This window comes from Gammaproteobacteria bacterium, assembly GCA_040183005.1.
Lineage (GTDB): Bacteria > Pseudomonadota > Gammaproteobacteria.
This window is the reverse complement of sequence record JAMPIW010000005.1, coordinates 46,396-63,758: the sequence shown is the minus strand read 5'-3', so window position 1 is coordinate 63,758 and position 17,363 is coordinate 46,396. Positions and strand designations below refer to the sequence as shown.

General features: G+C 54.1%; 15 protein-coding genes. 9 read left to right on the top strand and 6 right to left on the bottom strand.

Features of this window, described 5'->3' with window-relative positions; all coding sequences use genetic code 11:
- The first annotated feature begins 239 nt into the window (after positions 1 to 239).
- On the top strand, positions 240 to 1,691 hold the full coding sequence (locus M3A44_05540) for an IS66 family transposase (protein ID MEQ6341118.1): 1,452 nt from the start codon (positions 240 to 242) through the stop codon (positions 1,689 to 1,691).
- Here M3A44_05540 and M3A44_05535 read toward each other — a convergent pair.
- The 3 genes from M3A44_05535 to M3A44_05525 all read right to left on the bottom strand — a co-directional run bounded on the left by M3A44_05535 (position 1,669) and on the right by M3A44_05525 (position 5,795).
- Positions 1,669 to 3,996: a cellulose-binding domain-containing protein gene (locus M3A44_05535; GenBank protein MEQ6341117.1), complete on the bottom strand. Its 2,328-nt coding sequence runs from the start codon at positions 3,994 to 3,996 to the stop codon at positions 1,669 to 1,671. The genes M3A44_05540 and M3A44_05535 overlap by 23 nt on opposite strands.
- Before the next feature lie 102 nt (positions 3,997 to 4,098).
- On the bottom strand, positions 4,099 to 5,274 hold the full coding sequence (locus M3A44_05530) for a hypothetical protein (protein MEQ6341116.1): 1,176 nt from the start codon (positions 5,272 to 5,274) through the stop codon (positions 4,099 to 4,101).
- A gap of 26 nt (positions 5,275 to 5,300) precedes the next feature.
- Positions 5,301 to 5,795 carry a hypothetical protein gene (locus tag M3A44_05525; GenBank protein MEQ6341115.1) on the bottom strand — a complete coding sequence of 165 codons (495 nt, stop codon included), beginning with the start codon at positions 5,793 to 5,795 and terminating at the stop codon, positions 5,301 to 5,303.
- Positions 5,796 to 5,957: 162 nt separating this feature from the next.
- Here M3A44_05525 and M3A44_05520 point away from each other — a divergent pair, with 162 nt between their 5' ends.
- The 7 genes from M3A44_05520 to M3A44_05490 all read left to right on the top strand — a co-directional run bounded on the left by M3A44_05520 (position 5,958) and on the right by M3A44_05490 (position 13,436).
- A complete protein-coding gene (locus M3A44_05520; protein MEQ6341114.1) occupies positions 5,958 to 6,350 on the top strand; it encodes a VOC family protein in 393 nt (130 codons plus the stop codon).
- Positions 6,351 to 6,701: 351 nt separating this feature from the next.
- The gene (gene glnL, locus M3A44_05515) at positions 6,702 to 7,763 is read left to right on the top strand and encodes a nitrogen regulation protein NR(II) (GenBank protein ID MEQ6341113.1); all 1,062 of its coding nucleotides are present in this window, start codon (positions 6,702 to 6,704) and stop codon (positions 7,761 to 7,763) included.
- Entirely contained in the window at positions 7,756 to 9,165 is a 1,410-nt protein-coding gene (ntrC, locus tag M3A44_05510; GenBank protein MEQ6341112.1) for a nitrogen regulation protein NR(I), read from the top strand. The genes glnL and ntrC overlap by 8 nt, the downstream gene beginning before the upstream one ends.
- Before the next feature lie 70 nt (positions 9,166 to 9,235).
- Positions 9,236 to 9,691, top strand: a complete 456-nt coding sequence (trmL, locus tag M3A44_05505) for a tRNA (uridine(34)/cytosine(34)/5-carboxymethylaminomethyluridine(34)-2'-O)-methyltransferase TrmL (GenBank protein ID MEQ6341111.1) — start codon at positions 9,236 to 9,238, stop codon at positions 9,689 to 9,691.
- A gap of 249 nt (positions 9,692 to 9,940) precedes the next feature.
- Positions 9,941 to 10,222, top strand: a complete 282-nt coding sequence (locus tag M3A44_05500) for an antibiotic biosynthesis monooxygenase (GenBank protein ID MEQ6341110.1) — start codon at positions 9,941 to 9,943, stop codon at positions 10,220 to 10,222.
- 211 nt (positions 10,223 to 10,433) lie between these two features.
- Positions 10,434 to 12,845, top strand: coding sequence for a phosphoenolpyruvate synthase (gene ppsA, locus M3A44_05495; protein ID MEQ6341109.1), 2,412 nt, complete (start codon positions 10,434 to 10,436; stop codon positions 12,843 to 12,845).
- Positions 12,846 to 12,887: 42 nt separating this feature from the next.
- The gene (locus M3A44_05490; protein ID MEQ6341108.1) at positions 12,888 to 13,436 is read left to right on the top strand and encodes a pyridoxamine 5'-phosphate oxidase family protein; all 549 of its coding nucleotides are present in this window, start codon (positions 12,888 to 12,890) and stop codon (positions 13,434 to 13,436) included.
- A 140-nt stretch (positions 13,437 to 13,576) separates the two neighbouring features.
- On the opposite strand, the gene mobA is transcribed toward M3A44_05490, so the two are convergent.
- Genes mobA through moaB form a run of 3 tightly spaced genes read right to left on the bottom strand, consistent with a single transcriptional unit; the run spans position 13,577 to position 15,993 of the window.
- The gene (gene mobA / locus M3A44_05485; GenBank protein MEQ6341107.1) at positions 13,577 to 14,197 is read right to left on the bottom strand and encodes a molybdenum cofactor guanylyltransferase; all 621 of its coding nucleotides are present in this window, start codon (positions 14,195 to 14,197) and stop codon (positions 13,577 to 13,579) included.
- Between the two features lie 15 nt (positions 14,198 to 14,212).
- A complete protein-coding gene (locus tag M3A44_05480; protein ID MEQ6341106.1) occupies positions 14,213 to 15,451 on the bottom strand; it encodes a molybdopterin molybdotransferase MoeA in 1,239 nt (412 codons plus the stop codon).
- 11 nt (positions 15,452 to 15,462) lie between these two features.
- Entirely contained in the window at positions 15,463 to 15,993 is a 531-nt protein-coding gene (gene moaB, locus M3A44_05475) for a molybdenum cofactor biosynthesis protein B (GenBank protein MEQ6341105.1), read from the bottom strand.
- Between the two features lie 241 nt (positions 15,994 to 16,234).
- Here moaB and M3A44_05470 point away from each other — a divergent pair, with 241 nt between their 5' ends.
- Entirely contained in the window at positions 16,235 to 17,182 is a 948-nt protein-coding gene (locus M3A44_05470; protein MEQ6341104.1) for a PDC sensor domain-containing protein, read from the top strand.
- The last annotated feature ends 181 nt before the right edge of the window (positions 17,183 to 17,363 follow it).

Genomic DNA, 17,363 nt, shown 5'->3' with positions numbered 1-17,363 from the left:
TTCACACGAAAAATAACTTAAAAATCTCTTGACAGGTTTTTTCTATCGAAAAAACCACTTCCTTATCTCGGTGTAAAATCTATTCTCTATTGCCGCTGGCAGGGGCTTTGATCTCTTCAATGAGCCGCCTTGCCATTTCAAGTCGAAAAAACCATTTCAGCCTGATCTGACCGTTATCAGGGGGTCGAAAAATGCCATGTTATCCTTTGGCTATTCCAAACGTATAGCCCCCCTTATTAATGGCAAGCCTAGACAAAACCTCGGTCAGAAACGAAGTCAGCCGGTTGAAAGCGGATTTTGAGCAGCTCAGTTGCGACGGTAAAGTGCCTCGCGAAACTCAGGTGCTTATGAATAGCATGTTCATGATGATGGAGCTGATGCTCTCCATTTTTCTGGAAAGAATAACCAAGAAAGACAGCCGCAACTCCAGCAAGCCCTCCTCCCAAACGGAAAAGGACGACTCCTCGTTGAGTCATCCGGGGAGCCAGGGTAAGGGGAAAAACGAAAACGGCGCCCTGCTGAAAAACACGCGCGTCAAAGAGAGTGTGACTCTTTCTAGAGTCCGCCTCTGCGATGTATGTGGCGAAGATCTGGATAATACGCCCTGTAGTCACCATGAAAGACGGACGAAGATCGATATTGTTTTTGAGAAAGTCGTTGAGCATGTGGATGCCGAGGTCAAGCAGTGCCCGGTCTGCGATGCGACGGTCAAAGGGAAGTTCCCGGCGGATATGCACGGCCCGTTGCAATACGGCGATGGCTTAAAGGCCTTTGTCATCAATTTACTGGTGTCTCAGATGGTCGCGATCAATCGCGCGCAAACGCTGCTGACCTCCATGATCGGTGTTGTGATCTCTGAAGCCACTCTTCTGGCTTTTGTGCTGCGGCTTCATCGTGCCTTGGAGCGGTGGGAGCAGCACGCCACCGCACAGCTGCTGAAAGCACCCTCTATGCATGTGGATGAGACCTCCTTGCGGGTGGATAAGCAAAACCACTGGATACACGTGTACTCCGCAGGGGAGATCACCCTCAAGTTTTTACATCGAAAACGGGGCACGGCAGCGATTTCGTCGATTGATATTATTCCGCGCTACGGTGGCGCCATTATCCATGACTGTTGGTCATCCTACTTGTCCTATGATCACTGCTCTCACGGCCTGTGCGGCTCGCATCTGCTGCGCGAATTGACGTTCATTGTTGACGCCAATGACTACGCCTGGGCGCGCCACATGAAACGCCTTTTACAGGAGAGCTGCGCCACCGTCTCCAGAAGCACGGAAAAGAGATTGACCGATGAAGCGCTGGCGCGGTTGCAAAAGCGCTACCGCACGATTCTCACCCGTGGCGAAAAAGAGCTTCCACCTATTCCCCAAAAGCCCAGCGGCAAACGCGGCAAACTCGCCAAGTCAGATGCGCACAATCTGCTGGAGCGATTGCAAAAACATGAGGCATCCGTCCTGCTGTTCGCCAAAAACCCGCATGTCTCCTTCACCAATAATCGGGCCGAGCGTGATTTGAGAATGTCCAAGGTGAAGCAAAAGGTCTCAGGCTGTTTCCGCTCAGAGATTTATGCTCAGGCTTATTGCCGAATATCAAGCTATCTGCAAACTATGGCCAACAAGGGACATAATCCTCTTATTGCGATTCAAATGGCTCTCGCGGGTGAGGTCAACTTAATCGGGGGTGAGTAGTTACCTCTAATTTATAACTCTGGATGTGCTCGCCTTCATGCGGCGTGCTGTCCATCTTGAGGGTGACATTGCCTTCTTGGCGCGGTTTAAGGGCGACATGAAAGTCGACACGCCACATCGTTCCTCCTTGCACATCAATAAACTTTGACCAGGCACGCCCGGCAGAGCGGGTGTTCTCCTCAAACGGAATGACTTCGTATTTTTCTGGAACGGTGTCGAGATCCAGCTGCACGACATGCGTGCCCGGCCTGATGCCTTCAAAATGGAACATGCCGCGTTTGTCGGAGACGGCAAAGCTGCCATCTTCCAGATAGATGCGCACACCAGCGAGGCCGTTGTTATTTTTTACATCATCCGTGACAGTGACGCCCGGCTCGGTAACGATGACGCGCCCCATGAGTATGCTGCGGCTGCGCATCAGATCTTCACGCACGTCCACTGCCGCCTCGGCGAGATTTGAACGGCTGACGCCATTGCTCTGGGCGGTGGCCTGGTTCGTGGATTTTCCAAGCGGTGCAACCGCCACCTCAACCACATAACTGAGATTTGCCCGTGTACCCGGGGCCAGATCGCCGAGCATGAATTTGAGTGTCCGTCCATCCGGAAGAATGAGAGGATCGGCAGCAGCGATGTTATTTATTTTGGTGGAACCGCTCTGATAGCGGAATCCATGCGGCAATAGATCGACGAGTTCTACGGAGGGAACCGAAACAAGGCTGGTGGTGTTTTCAATGTCGATGCCGTATTGTAGAAAATCTCCGTTTGCCACCAGACTTTTATTCGCCGCTTTGCGAACAAACAGCGGTGTTTGAAGAGGATCAATGGGCAGGTCGAGGCGTAACGGCGGACCGGCTTGTAGAGAAAAGACTTCGCTGCGTGAACCGATGTCAATTGCAAATGGCGCACCAGGCAATGACTGGATGGCTGAGGTTGCTGCGCTGGATGGCCAGGTATAGCCGGAGCTATTGGGAAGTTTTACTTCCAGGCGGTAATTCCCAGGTGTTGAAAGTGGAAACCGGTAGCTTCCCGCCGGAAATTGATAGACGGCGCCGCTGCTGTCTGCAACCTGCCCACCGGTAATCACTGTGGCAGGATAGCTACTCACGCCATCATCGCCAAATACAACGGCGGGCAGGCCGGTATCACTGTTGATAAAGCGCACTTCGACGCCGTTGACCGGTTGCCCGGTGCTGCTGTTAAAAACCACGCCATAGGGATCAACCAGCACAGAGACCGTCGCGGCATCGGTGTTGTCAATGTTGTCGGCATAGCGGATAGTTATTTTGTCATTTGTTGTGACGCTCAGCGATCCATTATTCATGATGGTCTGTGCGGTTGTGGACGCGACATAACCCGTAAATATTCCAGTATCCGGCCCGGTTTCTTTGAGCCTCAGGGTTTCTGAGTCCCCCATTTGTATGTCCGTCACATTCACATCAATGGTTTCCACCGTGTTTGAATCGGCGTTGCGGTCAGGGTCGCTCACCCTGATAAAAATTGTCTGCCCCTTGTGGTAGCCACTAGCTGGCATAAGCGACACGGCCTGATCTGTAACGTGGATATTTCCACCGCCTGGCAGCGTGGGCGCGGGAATGTCTTCGATGGCGCCGCTACTGTTTGCAAATTGCGTGATTCCAACAGGGGTGGGCGGCGCATTTCCGGTGGCATCATATTGCAGAAATTCAATTTTTGAGCGGGTTCTTGCCTTGATGGCTAATGATGTATTGCTGCTCACAGGTGATAGACCTGTTGCCTGATAGCTGATCGGAACCGCAAGGTTTCCGGGAGGTTGCGTCAGGGGAACAGTCAAGCGGATGGATAGTACCAGCGAACCGTTGGCGATAATGTCAGGGATGGAATATCCATTTCCTGATGAAACAACACCTGCACCGGATAATAATTGCAGGGTGGACCCCGCGGGTGTGGCAAATGTCAGATGTCCACCTGTCAGTGGATTGCTGGACGGGTTGGTAATTGTGATGTTGAGAATGGTCGAATTCCCAGCTGAAAATGCGCCTGATGGTGTGGCGATGCCAAGAGTCGCGTTAACGCCCGTGTTTAATGCGGAGATAGTGAATTGATCAACATTGGAGGATGTGCTGACGCTGCCTATACCCCCGAGCGTATAGATTACTTGTGCTCTGTTATTGATCACGGTGCCAGCGGGTGTCGCTGTCCATGCTACGGAGGGCAACAGAAGGAAGCTGAATGTCAGTGTAAAGAGCACCTGAAATACGCCAACGATCAGGCGCAGAAAGACCTGTGCGCAATATCTTGCAATGTCTAATGCGCTGGAAAATTTCATGGCCGTGAGCCAGCATTAGAATGTGGTGGCGGAAATGCAGATGGGGCTCGGTTTGGCGGCACGCCGTGTGCCGCCAATCTTATACCGATGCCCGCCCGGCTCTTACTGAACCGTTACCCTGAACTTAACGGTGGCCGATTGACCTCCTGTGAGTGAAATTCCAGTGACGGTGACCGTATTGCCTGCCGTAACATTGAAATCGCCCTGATCCGCATCCGAGCCATTGGTCAGCGCTGTCGCGACGCCTGCGTTGATGTTTGGCGCGGTGACCTGGATTCCCTGCGTAGCGCCGTACGTGGTCGTGTTGAATGCCAGTCTGCCACCGGTGATTTCTGAATTCAGGCTGTCAGCAACGGAGATGCTCGATGCTGTTGCCGCACTCGCTGCATTGGTGATGGTGATGGTGTATTCAATGACCGCGCCGGGTATCGCCTTGGGATTGGTGGTGTTATTGAATGGATCACTGATTACCGAGGACGATTTTGTGACAGCCAGTGTTGCGGTGACCACCTTGAAATCGCTGCGATCCGAATGTTTGGCATCGCGGCTGGCGTCATCCGTGCCTGTGCCGTCCCCAAACACGATTTGTACTGTGCTCGGATTATCGGCCCCGGTGTCCTGGGTAAGTGCCGCGCCCAAGCTGCTTGCACCACCAGCGGCCCGTGCTTCGGCAATCATCCCATAGGTCGCAATGTCGCCATTGCTCAGTCCGGTGGGAAAAGTGCCAACGATGTAAACGGTTTTACTGCTATCGGCAGCCAGTTCGTCGATAAAGGTTGCAGTATCTTGGGCGGATTGGTATCCCGGCGTGGCCCCGCTTTCAACGAACACGGAAACGGCCGATGCGTTAATGTTGTCCGTGCCGGTAAACTTCGCCGTGCCACCCACCAGCGCCTGGCTGGTTAAGGAAAAATCCATCGTATCATTGCTGGTGTTGGTCACGGTAAAGGTGACAATATTGTTGCTCGATCCGGGCGTCACTGAAACTGCTGCGGCGTCGGTTGTCACAACGGTCATGTTTACCTTCTTGTCAACTACGAAGGCAACGGCGTTGCTTGTTATCGCAGGCTGACTGATCGCGCCGACCTGGTAATTAATTGTGGCGGAATTGCTGACACTGGTGCCCGCTACAGTACCCGCTGCCAATGCCGAGTGCGATACGCCGAATAGCGAAAGGATGAATAAAAGCAGTCCGACGTACCGGGATGTACTAGTGTCGCGGGAGGCAGGATGCCGGGAGCGGCCAGGCAGATGTTTGTTGGTTTTTATTAAGTACATGAGGGGGGATCCTCTTGAGCGAATTATTATTGCAATAGCGCGCGAAAACTCACGTCACCCTTTGTTCCGGGTGGCAGCGGTTTTTGAATAATCCAGCGTATGTGGCTGTAGTTTGCCGCCATGGCAACTCTTTCTTTACCGTCGGATGTGCGCACCTTCAGGTTTTCAGGTTTGTCGAAGGTTTTTCCACCGTCCAGGGAGTACACAATGGCGGTGCTTTCGCCCGCCGCGCTATTCGGCTTATATGCCATGTGTTGTGGAACGGGATTGGTGATGAAAATATTTTTTGCGATTTCCTTGCCTGTATTTGAGTAAGACAGGGTGTAAATTATTTCCTCACCTGGCGTGACAAGCGCTGGCTCGACACGTTTAAGTTCCTTCTTTCCAGATGAGTTGACGGTCTCTACTTCCTTTTCAGCAACCATCTTGAGTTCAATGCTATTATCTGCAGCACGAGCAAGATTTCCCCATGAAAATAGGGTTAAGGCAGAAGCTAGAATGATGGCGATAAATTGATTCATGGGTTGGTCTCCTTCATAGTCGGTAAGTCCATGCAACTCTTGCGTATATGTTATCGGCGCGTGATTCTGTGACTTTAATCGCAGATTTCGACACGGATTTTGATATGTAGAAAACAAGGTCAGGCCGGTGTACTATCCGATTTTTTTGTGGAAAGATTTTTTGTGACGAAATTTCAGGGTATTTTGCACATCACTTGGATAGTCTCTAACCTTGAACGTGCGCGGCGGTTTTATGAAGGTGTGCTGGGGTTGAGACCAGATGAATCCCGCCCTGATCTGGGTTTCCCTGGCGCGTGGTATGTGCTGGAATCAGGCCAGCAGATCCATATTATGGAGCTGCCTAATCCTGATCCCGCGAACGGCCGGCCTGTGCATGGCGGGCGGGATCGTCACGTGGCGCTGGCGGTGGATGATGTCGAGGTAATGGCGTTGGTGCTGGATGGAGCGGGTGTTCCGTTTACCCGCTCCCGATCAGGGCGTCCCGCACTGTTTGTGCGGGATCCCGACGGGAACACGTTCGAGCTGGTAGAGGTAGTTAACTCCATTTCGCACTGAGCCTGTCGAAGGGCCGTTCATGGTTCGACAAGCTCACCACGAACGGCGTTGTGCGCTCTATTTCGCTTAATGGATAATCTGGGTTGAAATAAAGTTCGAATAACAAGTTTTTGCCCGGCATTTGTGCGCAACGCACCAAAATAGGGCATCCATGCAGTCTTTGCGTTATTATTGAATCATGCTGTTTCCCATCTTTCTCCCTTCATGCCGCGCCGGCCATTGTCGGAGCTTCGTGGTGTTATTTTAATATATTGTATTTATTGGTCTTTTAAGAGATTTTGTTTTATTTTGTGTGCGGATATCATGAGTTGGTTCAATTTTTGCTGAAGCCTATATATGTTGCCCGATGATATGACACAGGATGCAATAAGTCGGCGCATCATTGATGCCCTCAATACCGCCGTGTTGATGTTCGATGATGCGCTACGCCTCATTTACATTAATCCCGCAGGTGAGATGCTGTTTGCTGTGAGCGCAAGGCGGGTACGCGCCATTCCAGTGCAAGAGCTGCTGCCGGGTGCCGAGCTTGTCATTGATGCCATGCGCAAGGCACTGGAGAGCGGGTATCCCTTTACTGAGCGCGAATTGCTGTTGACGCTGCCGGTGGATCGTAAGATCACGGTGGATTTAACGGTTACCCCATTGGGCGAAGTGCAAGGCAAGGAACTGCTGGTGGAGATGGTGCAGGTCGATCATCATATGCGCATTACCCGTGAGGAAAACCTGCTGGCGCAGCATCAGGCGGCGCGCGCTGTGGTGCGTGGCTTGGCGCATGAGATCAAAAATCCCTTGGGCGGGTTGCGCGGCGCCGCGCAGTTGCTGGAGCGTGAATTGAGCGATGAATCGCTCAAGGAATACACCGGCATCATCATCGGTGAGGCTGACAGGCTGCAAAATCTGCTGAATCGTATGCTGGGGCCTAATACCGTGCCGCACAAGCGCTCTATCAATATCCATCAGGTGCTGGAGCGCGTGCGTGGCGTGGTGCTGGCCGAGGTGCCGGTAGGGGTCGAGATCATCCGCGACTATGACCCCAGCATCCCTGACTTCAATGCCGATCCGGATCAACTTATCCAGGCGCTGCTCAACATTGTGCGTAATGCCGTGCAGGCCATCGATGGATCGGGCGAGATCACCTTGCGTACCCGGGTTCAGCGGCAGTTCACCATAGGCCAGCACCGCTACAAGCTGGCAGCAAGGGTTGATGTTATTGACAATGGACCAGGGATCCCCGCCGACATGTTTGAAAGTATCTTTTACCCGATGGTTACCACCCGTCCAGAAGGCACGGGGCTGGGGTTGTCCATTGCCCAGTCGCTGGTGCAGCAGCACGACGGCCTGATCGAATGCACGAGCCGTCCGGGACGGACGGTGTTTACAGTATTGCTCCCACTGGAGAAGGCACATGAGTGAAAAGGAACATGTTTGGGTGATTGACGATGACCGGGCGATCCGCTGGGTGCTGGAACGGGCGCTCCGGCAGGCCGATATGGATGTCGCCAGTTTCGACAATGCGGCGGCGGCGCTGAACTCGTTGGAGGATGGCGCGCCGGATGTCATCATCAGCGATATCCGCATGCCCGGCATGGATGGGATCAAGATGCTCGAACGCATCAAGACCGAGCACCCGGACCTGCCGGTGATCATCATGACTGCCCATTCCGATCTGGACAGTGCAGTGTCCGCCTATCAAGGCGGCGCATTTGAATACATGCCCAAGCCCTTCGATGTCGATGAGGCGGTAGACCTGGTGCGTCGCGCCGTCGACCAGAGCCGCCGTAACCGCAGCGTGCAACCCGCCGAAAAAGAGATGCCTACGCCCGAGATCATCGGCGAAGCGCCAGCCATGCAGGAGGTGTTCCGTGCCATCGGCAGGCTTGCCAGGTCGAATATCACGGTATTGATCAATGGCGAGTCCGGCACCGGCAAGGAGCTGGTGGCTCTCGCCTTGCACCGCCATAGTCCGCGAGCCAGTAAACCATTTATTGCGCTTAACACTGCGGCGATACCGCGTGACCTGCTGGAGTCCGAGTTGTTCGGCCATGAGCGTGGCGCGTTTACTGGTGCGCAAAATATGCGTCGCGGCCGTTTCGAGCAGGCAGATGGCGGCACACTGTTCCTGGACGAGATCGGCGACATGCCGGCGGAATTACAAACCCGCTTCCTGAGGGTGTTGGCGGATGGCGAGTTTTATCGGGTGGGTGGGCATACCCCCGTCAAAGTGGATGTGCGTATCATCGCCGCCACCCACCAGGATCTTGAACGGCGCGTCAAGGAGGGGCTGTTCCGCGAGGATCTGTTTCACCGCCTGAACGTGATCCGCATCCATATTCCGGCGTTGCGTGAACGGCGCACGGACATGCCGCTGCTGCTGCGCCATTTTCTCAACAGCGCCGCGAAGGAGCTCAATGTCGAGCCCAAAACCCTGCGTCCCGACGCCGAGGCCTACCTGTGCCGGCTCGACTGGCCGGGCAATGTCCGCCAGCTTGAAAACACCTGCCGCTGGCTGACCGTGATGGCTTCGGGCCGCGAAATCCACATGGAAGATCTGCCCCCCGAGCTGAAGCTCGATGCCATCGTTCCGAATATCAATGGTGGTGAATGGGAGCTTGCGCTCAGGGCGTGGGCTGACCAGCGTCTGGCGAGTGGTGAAATAGGCGTGCTCGATCATGCCATGCCTGTTTTTGAACGCATCATGATTGAAACCGCCCTCAAACACACCGGTGGCCGCCGCCAGGATGCCGCCCGCTTGCTAGGCTGGGGCCGCAATACCCTGACACGTAAAATCAAAGACCTGGGGATGGGGGAGGAGTAGGACTCTATCCTTAACCTCGGATACTGCACGAAAAACGCGAATTCATGAAATATTCAGTTAAGATGTGCTGATGTTCCACGTCGTCCTCTACCAGCCTGAAATACCGCCCAACACCGGCAATATCATTCGTCTGTGCGCGAATGCCGGGGCGGCTTTGCATCTGATTCATCCGCTGGGTTTCCGTCTGGAAGACGCCAAGCTGCGGCGCGCGGGCCTTGATTACCATGAGTTCGCGCGCGTGGTGGAGCATGAAACTTTTGATGCTTTTCTGGAAGCAGTCCAGCCCGCGCGGCTGTTGGCATGTTCCACTCGGGGCAAACAATGCTATGCGGATGCTGTTTTCCAGCCCGGTGACGCCTTGCTGTTCGGCCCGGAAACGCGCGGTTTGCCCGGCGAGTTGCTTGATACGCTGCCGCCTGAACATCTATTACGCATTCCCATGCGGCCCGGCAACCGTAGCCTGAACTTGTCGAACGCGGTTGCAGTTATCCTTTATGAGGCATGGCGGCAGCAGGGATTCGCCTAAATGATTTCATTCGCAGGGTGTGACCCACCCTAGTGTGCCCGAGATGGGCATGCACTTGTTATCTGAAAAGTAGTGACGACACGCGTAGCGAAACCCCAGATTGAGGCTGTGAGGCCAAACTGAAGTTCCACTCAATCGTTTCTGTTTCACGCTACCATATGGCCAGTGGTGTGGGAGGGCTAAAGGGCGGAATCCCGTTAGCTTGATACGATCATTTGGTCGATGATTTATTCAAGAAAAGGAGATTGTGTGCAGTACGTCTTAATTATTCATGAGGTCGAAAATTATCAAGCCTGGAAACAGGTTTTCGATCAAGCCGCAGCAATGAGAAAAGATGCGGGAGAAATAAGCTATCAACTATTGAGGTACGATAATGACGCAAATAATATCGTCCACTTTTCACAATGGTCCTCGCTGGAAGGAGCCAGAAGATTTTTTGAATCGCCAGAGCTGGTGGAAATCAGGAAGAAGGCGGGCGTAAAAGCGCCAGACTTCATTTACTTGCAAGCGCTGGAGCATGGGGTGTTATAAACCTATCGCTCTCCATGTTAACCCAGATTGTTCATTAGCCCCAAAACCGTTCGCCCTGAGCCTGTCGAAGGGCCGTTCATGGTTCGACAAGCTCACCACGAACGGCGTTGCGCGCTCTATTTCGCCTAATGGGCAATCTGGGTTTAATTAGCGCGGGCGATATCTTTGAGGCGCCCTTGAGTTTCTTGAGAGAATCCCGGAGGAGATGGACATGACCGCTGCACTGCCTTACACGCTCGATTTTTCTCAGATCAATATGAACAATGTCGCGCGTGTTGGCGGCAAAAACGCATCGCTGGGGCAGATGTTCAACGAGCTCAAGCCGCAGGGTGTGGGTGTGCTGGATGGGTTTGCGACAACGGCCGATGCCTACTGGTTGTTGCTCTCAGAAAGAAATCTAAAAAACCGGCTGGGTGAGATTTTCTCCAGCTTTGACCCCGAAGATCTAGGCGAGCTGGCGGTGCGCGGTAGCCAGGCGCGTGCGGCGGTGATGGAGACGCCATTGCCCGAAGCGCTGTGCAGTGCGGTCATCGCGGCTTACGAGCAGCTTAGTCAGCGTCTGGGACGGGAGCCGGAACTGGCGGTGCGCTCATCGGCAACGGCAGAGGATTTGCCCGAGGCCTCGTTCGCAGGCGCGGCAGAAACCTTCCTTAATGTGCGCGGGCGCGAGGGATTGCTGCATGCGGTGCATTCATGCTTTGCATCGCTGTTCACGGATCGTGCCATAAGCTACCGCGCCCGGATGGGCTATGACCAACTCAAGGTGGCGCTCTCGGTCGGCGTGATGCCGATGGTGCGCTCCGATAAGGCAAGTTCCGGCGTGATTTTCACGCTCGATACCGAAACGGGGTTTCGTGATGCCGTGGTGGTGACGAGTTCCTATGGCCTGGGTGAGTTTGTAGTGCAGGGCATCGTCACGCCCGACGAATGGATGGTATTTAAACCCACGCTGGCGCTGGGACTGCGCCCCATTATCGGGCGGCGGCTGGGCCCAAAGGAAATGCGGCTGGTTTACGCCGATAGCGGCCGCGCCACTCGCAGTGAACAGGTGCCTGTTGCTGAGCGCCACCATTTCTCCCTGAGTGATGATGAAGTGCTTACGCTGGCACGCTGGGCCTGTGTGATCGAAGAGCACTATTCGGCCTTGGTCAATCATCCGCAGCCGATGGACCTCGAATGGGCCAAAGACGGCCTGACGGGCGAGTTGTTTATCCTGCAGGCGCGCCCGGAGACGGTCCATTCCGCGAAACCGCGCACCGCCGCCGCTGAGCGCTATTACTTGAAGGGCGTGCCTGGCGTGCCGCTGGTGACAGGCCAGGCCGTCGGTGAAAAGGTCGGCGTTGGCCGTGTGCGCGTGGTGAGGGAGATCTCTGGCCTTTCGAGCGTGCAGCCTGGTGAAGTGCTCGTCGCCGAAAACACTGATCCGGACTGGGAGCCGGTGATGCGCAAGGTGGCGGCCATCGTCACCGATCAGGGGGGGCGCACCGCCCATGCCGCCATCGTGTCGCGTGAATTTGGCCTGCCGTGCATCGTGGGCACCGGCAACGCGACCCGAACCCTGCAGGACGGTGCTGATGTGACCGTTTGCTGCGCCGAGGGGACGGAGGGGCGCGTCTACGCCGGGCACGTCCCGTTTGAGATAGAACACATCGACGCGGTAACCGTACCCAAGACACGCACCGCGATCATGCTCACTGTCGGCGATCCCGGCCAGGCGCTGGCACTGAGCGCCATTCCCAGCGCAGGCGTGGGGCTGGCGCGCACTGAATTCATCATCACGAATCACATTGGCATCCACCCAATGGCGTTGGCGCGCTATCCCAATCTCACCGATCCCCAAGCTGTCACGGAAATCGGCATGCGCATCGGAGATGAAGACCCGCGCGAATTTTTTATACGGCGTTTTAGTGAGGGCGTGGGGCGCATCGCCGCCGCTTTCTATCCCAAGCCAGTGATCGTCCGCACCAGCGATTTCAAAACCAACGAGTACGCGCAACTTTTGGGCGGGCGCGAGTTTGAGCCGGATGAGGAAAATCCGATGCTCGGCTTCCGCGGCGCATCGCGCTACTATGATCCGCGTTACTCAGACGGCTTTGCACTGGAATGTGCGGCGCTGCTGCGCGTGCGGTGTGACATGGGACTGACCAACGTCAAGGTGATGATCCCATTCTGCCGCACAGTTCAGGAAGCGGCGCGTGTGATTGAGGTCATGGCGGCCAACGGCCTGCGGCAAGGCGAGCAGGGCTTGGAAGTGTATGGTATGTGTGAACTGCCGGCGAATGTCATGTTGGCCGATGAATTTCTGCGCATCTTCGACGGCTATTCCATTGGCTCGAATGATTTGACTCAACTGGTGCTCGGAATTGACCGCGATTCGGGCACGATCGCGCATCTTTTCGATGAACGCAATGACGCGGTGCGCAAAATGATCGCCATGGCAATTGACACCGCCAAGCGTGCCGGTAAGCCAATTGGCATTTGCGGGCAGGCGCCATCCGATTATCCTGAGTTTGCCGCCTGGCTCGTCGAAGAGGGAATCGACTCGATTTCACTCAACCCAGATACGGCGATTAAAACCGCGCTGGTTATCGCCGCCGCCGAGTCAAAAATGGCGCGGGCGTAGTCGTAAATATCCGCATGTTCGTGATTTACAACGGAGCCTGAAATGGCGAAATTCTATGATACGTTAAATGACAGTCTTCGGGATTTTATCAGGAAACAACACATATTTTTTACAGGCACTGCCCCAAATAATGGCAGGATAAATGTCTCTCCAAAAGGAATGGATAGCTTTCGCTGTCTTGATGATTACACAGTGGCTTATCTTGATCTCACCGGCAGCGGTAATGAAACTGCCGCGCATCTGCTGGAAAATGGACGGATGACGATCATGTTTTGCAGTTTTGCCGAATCCCCCCAGATACTCAGGCTGTACGGTCATGGCCGTGTTGTCAGGCATCAAGACAAGGAATGGGAAACCTTGCATCCGCTGTTTGGATCACTGCCCGGTGAGCGCCAATTGATGGTCATGAAAATAAGCTCCATCCAGACGTCATGCGGTTATGCCGTGCCATTCTACGAATATCAGGGTGAGCGCGAGACGTTATCGCGTTGGGCAGAAAAAAAGGGTGAGCAAGGTATACGAGACTACTGGCGTGATAAAAATCAAACAAGTATTGATGAACTGCCGACCAATATATTGGTGGACGATTGATGTAATTCTGCTAGTCAATTCCAACCATGCCAACATATCCTGGCAAGCTTTTGATATTTGCCATCCATTGATGACTCCTTACAGAGATAGCATCAGGCGGACCTTGTAGCAATTGCCGGAGAGTGACATATCGTAGAGTTTCATGCTGTTTCCTTTTGTGTTGTTGTCCCTATATTCTCAATTGCCACCAGCTCCTCGCGGGTGTTGATATTGTAAAACGCGTCGGTTTCATCAGAAAAATCGGCAAGCGTGAGCTTCTGGCGTTGTAGCCAGAGCTCGACTTTGTTATCGCCTTTATTGAGATAATCCAAAATGCTTGCCGCAAGTTCCCGGCGCAGCAGGGTGAGCAGGGGTTGGATGCGCATGCCATCGTGCGCGGCACACACCTCGGCGTGTTCTCGTGTGAGTGTGGATGACAGACGCAGCATCAAGTCCGGCGGAAGGAGGGGTGTATCACAAGGAACGGTGAGTATGTATTCGGTGGTTGCCGCAAGCATCGCGCTGAGAATGCCTGCGAGCGGTCCGGGGTGATCGGGCAGGGTGTCCGCAACTACCGCATAACCAAATCCAGCGTAGCGATCAAGGTCGCGGTTAGCGCTGATAATGATATTTCCTACTTGCGGTTCAAGGGCGGCAATGACATGGGCGACAAGCGGTTTGCCGCGCAACTCGACCAATCCTTTATCAATGCCACCCATGCGGCGGGCTTGTCCTCCAGCGAGGATGACGCCGGTGATCTTACTGGGTGATAGTGCAGTCATTTTCCTCCTCACATTTTAAATAAGCAATTCCGTGAAGGGAATAAATCTGACCATTTGGCCGCGTTGTACAGTATGCCCTTCGGGGATGATAACCATGCCCTGTGCCCAACTAACCGAAGACAGCGCGGCGGAGCTTTGATTCGGAAAAATTACGGCGCGGGTTTTGCCGTCTTTCGCGGTGGTCAATCGGGCGCGCAGGTATTCGCGGCGGTGGCCTGCTTTGGGCCAGTCGAAATCTGCTTCTACATATACAGTTTGTGGAAGCACGTTAATCATGCCCTGACGGCGCAGAATAAAGGGCCGCGCGAACAGACAGAAGGTGGCAAACACCGAGACGGGGTTGCCGGGCAAGCCGAAAAACGGCGTCGATCCGATGGTGCCGAAGGCGAGTGGCTTGCCTGGTTTCATGGCGATGCGCCACAAGTCTATGTGTCCCAAACTGTCGACGGCAGCCTTGACATGATCTTCTTCGCCTACCGATACGCCGCCACTGGTGATAACGATATCTGCTTGCTGCGCCGCTGTAGCGAGGATGGTGCGGGTTGCCGCCAGGTTATCCGGCACGATCCCCAAGTCGATGATTTCGCAACCAAGCGCCCGTAGTAGTCCAGTGAGGGTATAGCGGTTGGCGTTGTAGATTTTGCCCGGCGCAAGCGGGTTGCCGGGTGCGACAAGCTCATCGCCAGTGCAGAATATCGCCACGCGCAGGGTACGATAGACGGGCAGTTGCGCCAAGCCCACCGATGCGGCGAGTCCCATGTCCTGCGGGCGCAGCTTTTCCCCGTCCGAAAGTATTATAGTGCCAGCGGCAATATCCTCCCCTGCGCGCCGCACGTTTTGGCCGCTTTTTATCGGGTGCTGGATGATAACCCTATCTTCTTCGACGTGACAGTGCTCTTGCATTACCACCGTATCGGCGCCGGGTGGCAAGGGTGCGCCAGTGAAAATCCGTGCAGCGGTTCCGGGCAATAAAGTGTGGCCGGTCTGTCCCGCAGGGATGCGTTGTGAGACGCATAGCTGCGTCTCGCCCTGTGTATGGATATCACGATAAGCGAAGGCATAACCGTCCATCGCACTGTTGTCGGCAGGGGGTACATTGAGGGTCGATGTTTGGGGTTGCGCCAGGATTCGCCCTAGAGTGTTAGAAATGTCGGCATATTCAATCTCATCGACCGGCTGCGCCTTGGTCAGCAGCAACACCAAGGCGTCATCGACACTCATCAGTTCTTTTTCAGTAAAGCAAGCGTCAGTCATGGGCGTGGCGATCAACCTTTTTTCAGGCGTGGAATGAGCTCAATAAAATTGCATGGACGATGACGGCTGTCCAATTGGTGCTGGAGGATATGATCCCATGCGGTGCGGCAGGCGTTGGTCGAGCCGGGCATGGCGAAGATCAAAGTGCCATTGGCGATGCCCGCGAACGCCCGTGATTGCAAAGTTGAGGTCTTGATGTCCTGGTAAGAAATGGAGCGGAACAGTTCGCCGAACCCATCAATCTCCTTGTCTAGCAACGGGCGTACTGCCTCCGGCGTGATATCGCGCCAAGTGACACCGGTACCGCCAGTGATGAACACCGCGTCGACACTGGCCTGCGCAATCCAGCCCGACAGGATGGCGCGGATCTTATAGATGTCATCTAAAACGATTACCTTCTCGGCAAGAGTGTGTCCTGCCGTGGTCAGGCTTTCAACCAGAAGCCTGCCGGAGGTGTCTGTCTCTTCAGTGCGGGTATCGGAGACCGTTAATACAGCGATATTGATAGGGATAAAATTATCTTGTTTCTGGTCGATTTTCATGCGGTTTTCTCTGGTGTTTTACCCATGGCACATGGATTGGGTCACGCTTGTCATATTCTCCCGCCTTTGCCCGATCTTGTCACGCTGGCGTGGATGGCTTGTTCCAAAAAAGTGCGGATTTGTCCGATGGCGGCGAATTATTTATGCAACGTATTGTATGACAATAAAAATATTGTTGGCGTGATAAATGCCTCTTGCAAGGTGACAGGACTGTCGTATGTCCTTGATGAAGAGGAAGTCCATGAGCACCATGAGTTATATCAGTATTATCGAACGTTATCACGAATACCGTGCAGCAATACAGGAATTGCTGGCCTCGATCATCACCGGCATTGCCGATGAACGGCTGCTGGATGATGTGGAGGCTCAGCGCAAGTCGATACAGTGCCTGGTTCAGCACTATCCCTTCGTTGATCTCCTATATACATTGGACGCCAGCGGCATTCAAACCAGTGACAATATCAACACGCACGGAAAAATTATGGCGGCCAGTGACGGCAAAGGCAAGGATCGCAGTCAACGGCCCTATTATCTTCTGGCGCGTGATGGTGAGTCGGTGGTGGTGACAGAACCTTATCTGTCCAGCGCAAGCAGAAAACTGTGCATCTCTACTGCAATGAAGCTGGTTGAAGAAAAGCAACAGGTCAAGGGCTATATTGTGCTTGATATCGACCTGGGCGAGACTGTCGAGTTTCTTATGGGGGATACCGGACGGCGGCGTTTTCAACCGTATTTCAAGCTGGTTTATATTCTTATTGTGGCCGGATTGTTTGCTGTGGTTGCAGCGCTACTTCATTCCGCTTTCAGTGAAGTGGTGTCGTTGCTTTATACCGAACATAACACGCATGAGCTGCAATTAAAGCCCTTCAGTGTGATTGTTTTTATTACGCTCGCATTAGCGGTATTTGATCTTGGAAAGACGACGCTGGAAGAAGAGGTGCTGATGCACAAGGACATCTTCCGCCACAGTTCAACGCGCCGCACCATTACGCGCTTTATGGCGGCGATTCTGATCGCGGTATCGATAGAATCGCTGTTGCTGATGTTCAAATCCGCCTTGGGCGATGGTCATGATCTGGTGCAGGCGGTATGGATGATGCTGGCGGCGGTGGGTTTGCTGGTGGGTCTGGGGTTGTATGTTTTTCTCGGTGCCAAGGCGGAGGCGGTGTTGTTGCAATTGCGCAAGTGAGCTCCTAGCGCCGGCGATGATCCTGCACCATGAGCGCTCGCAAGGAAGGGAGTTCTCACCAAAAAAGTGCATGCCAAACTGTTAAGGTAAAGGATGGAATGGAATATTGTTTGTAATATATTGATTTAATATGGTATTCGCGGGGATAGCTGGCTTTGGCATGTTGATTGCTAATGCTCTA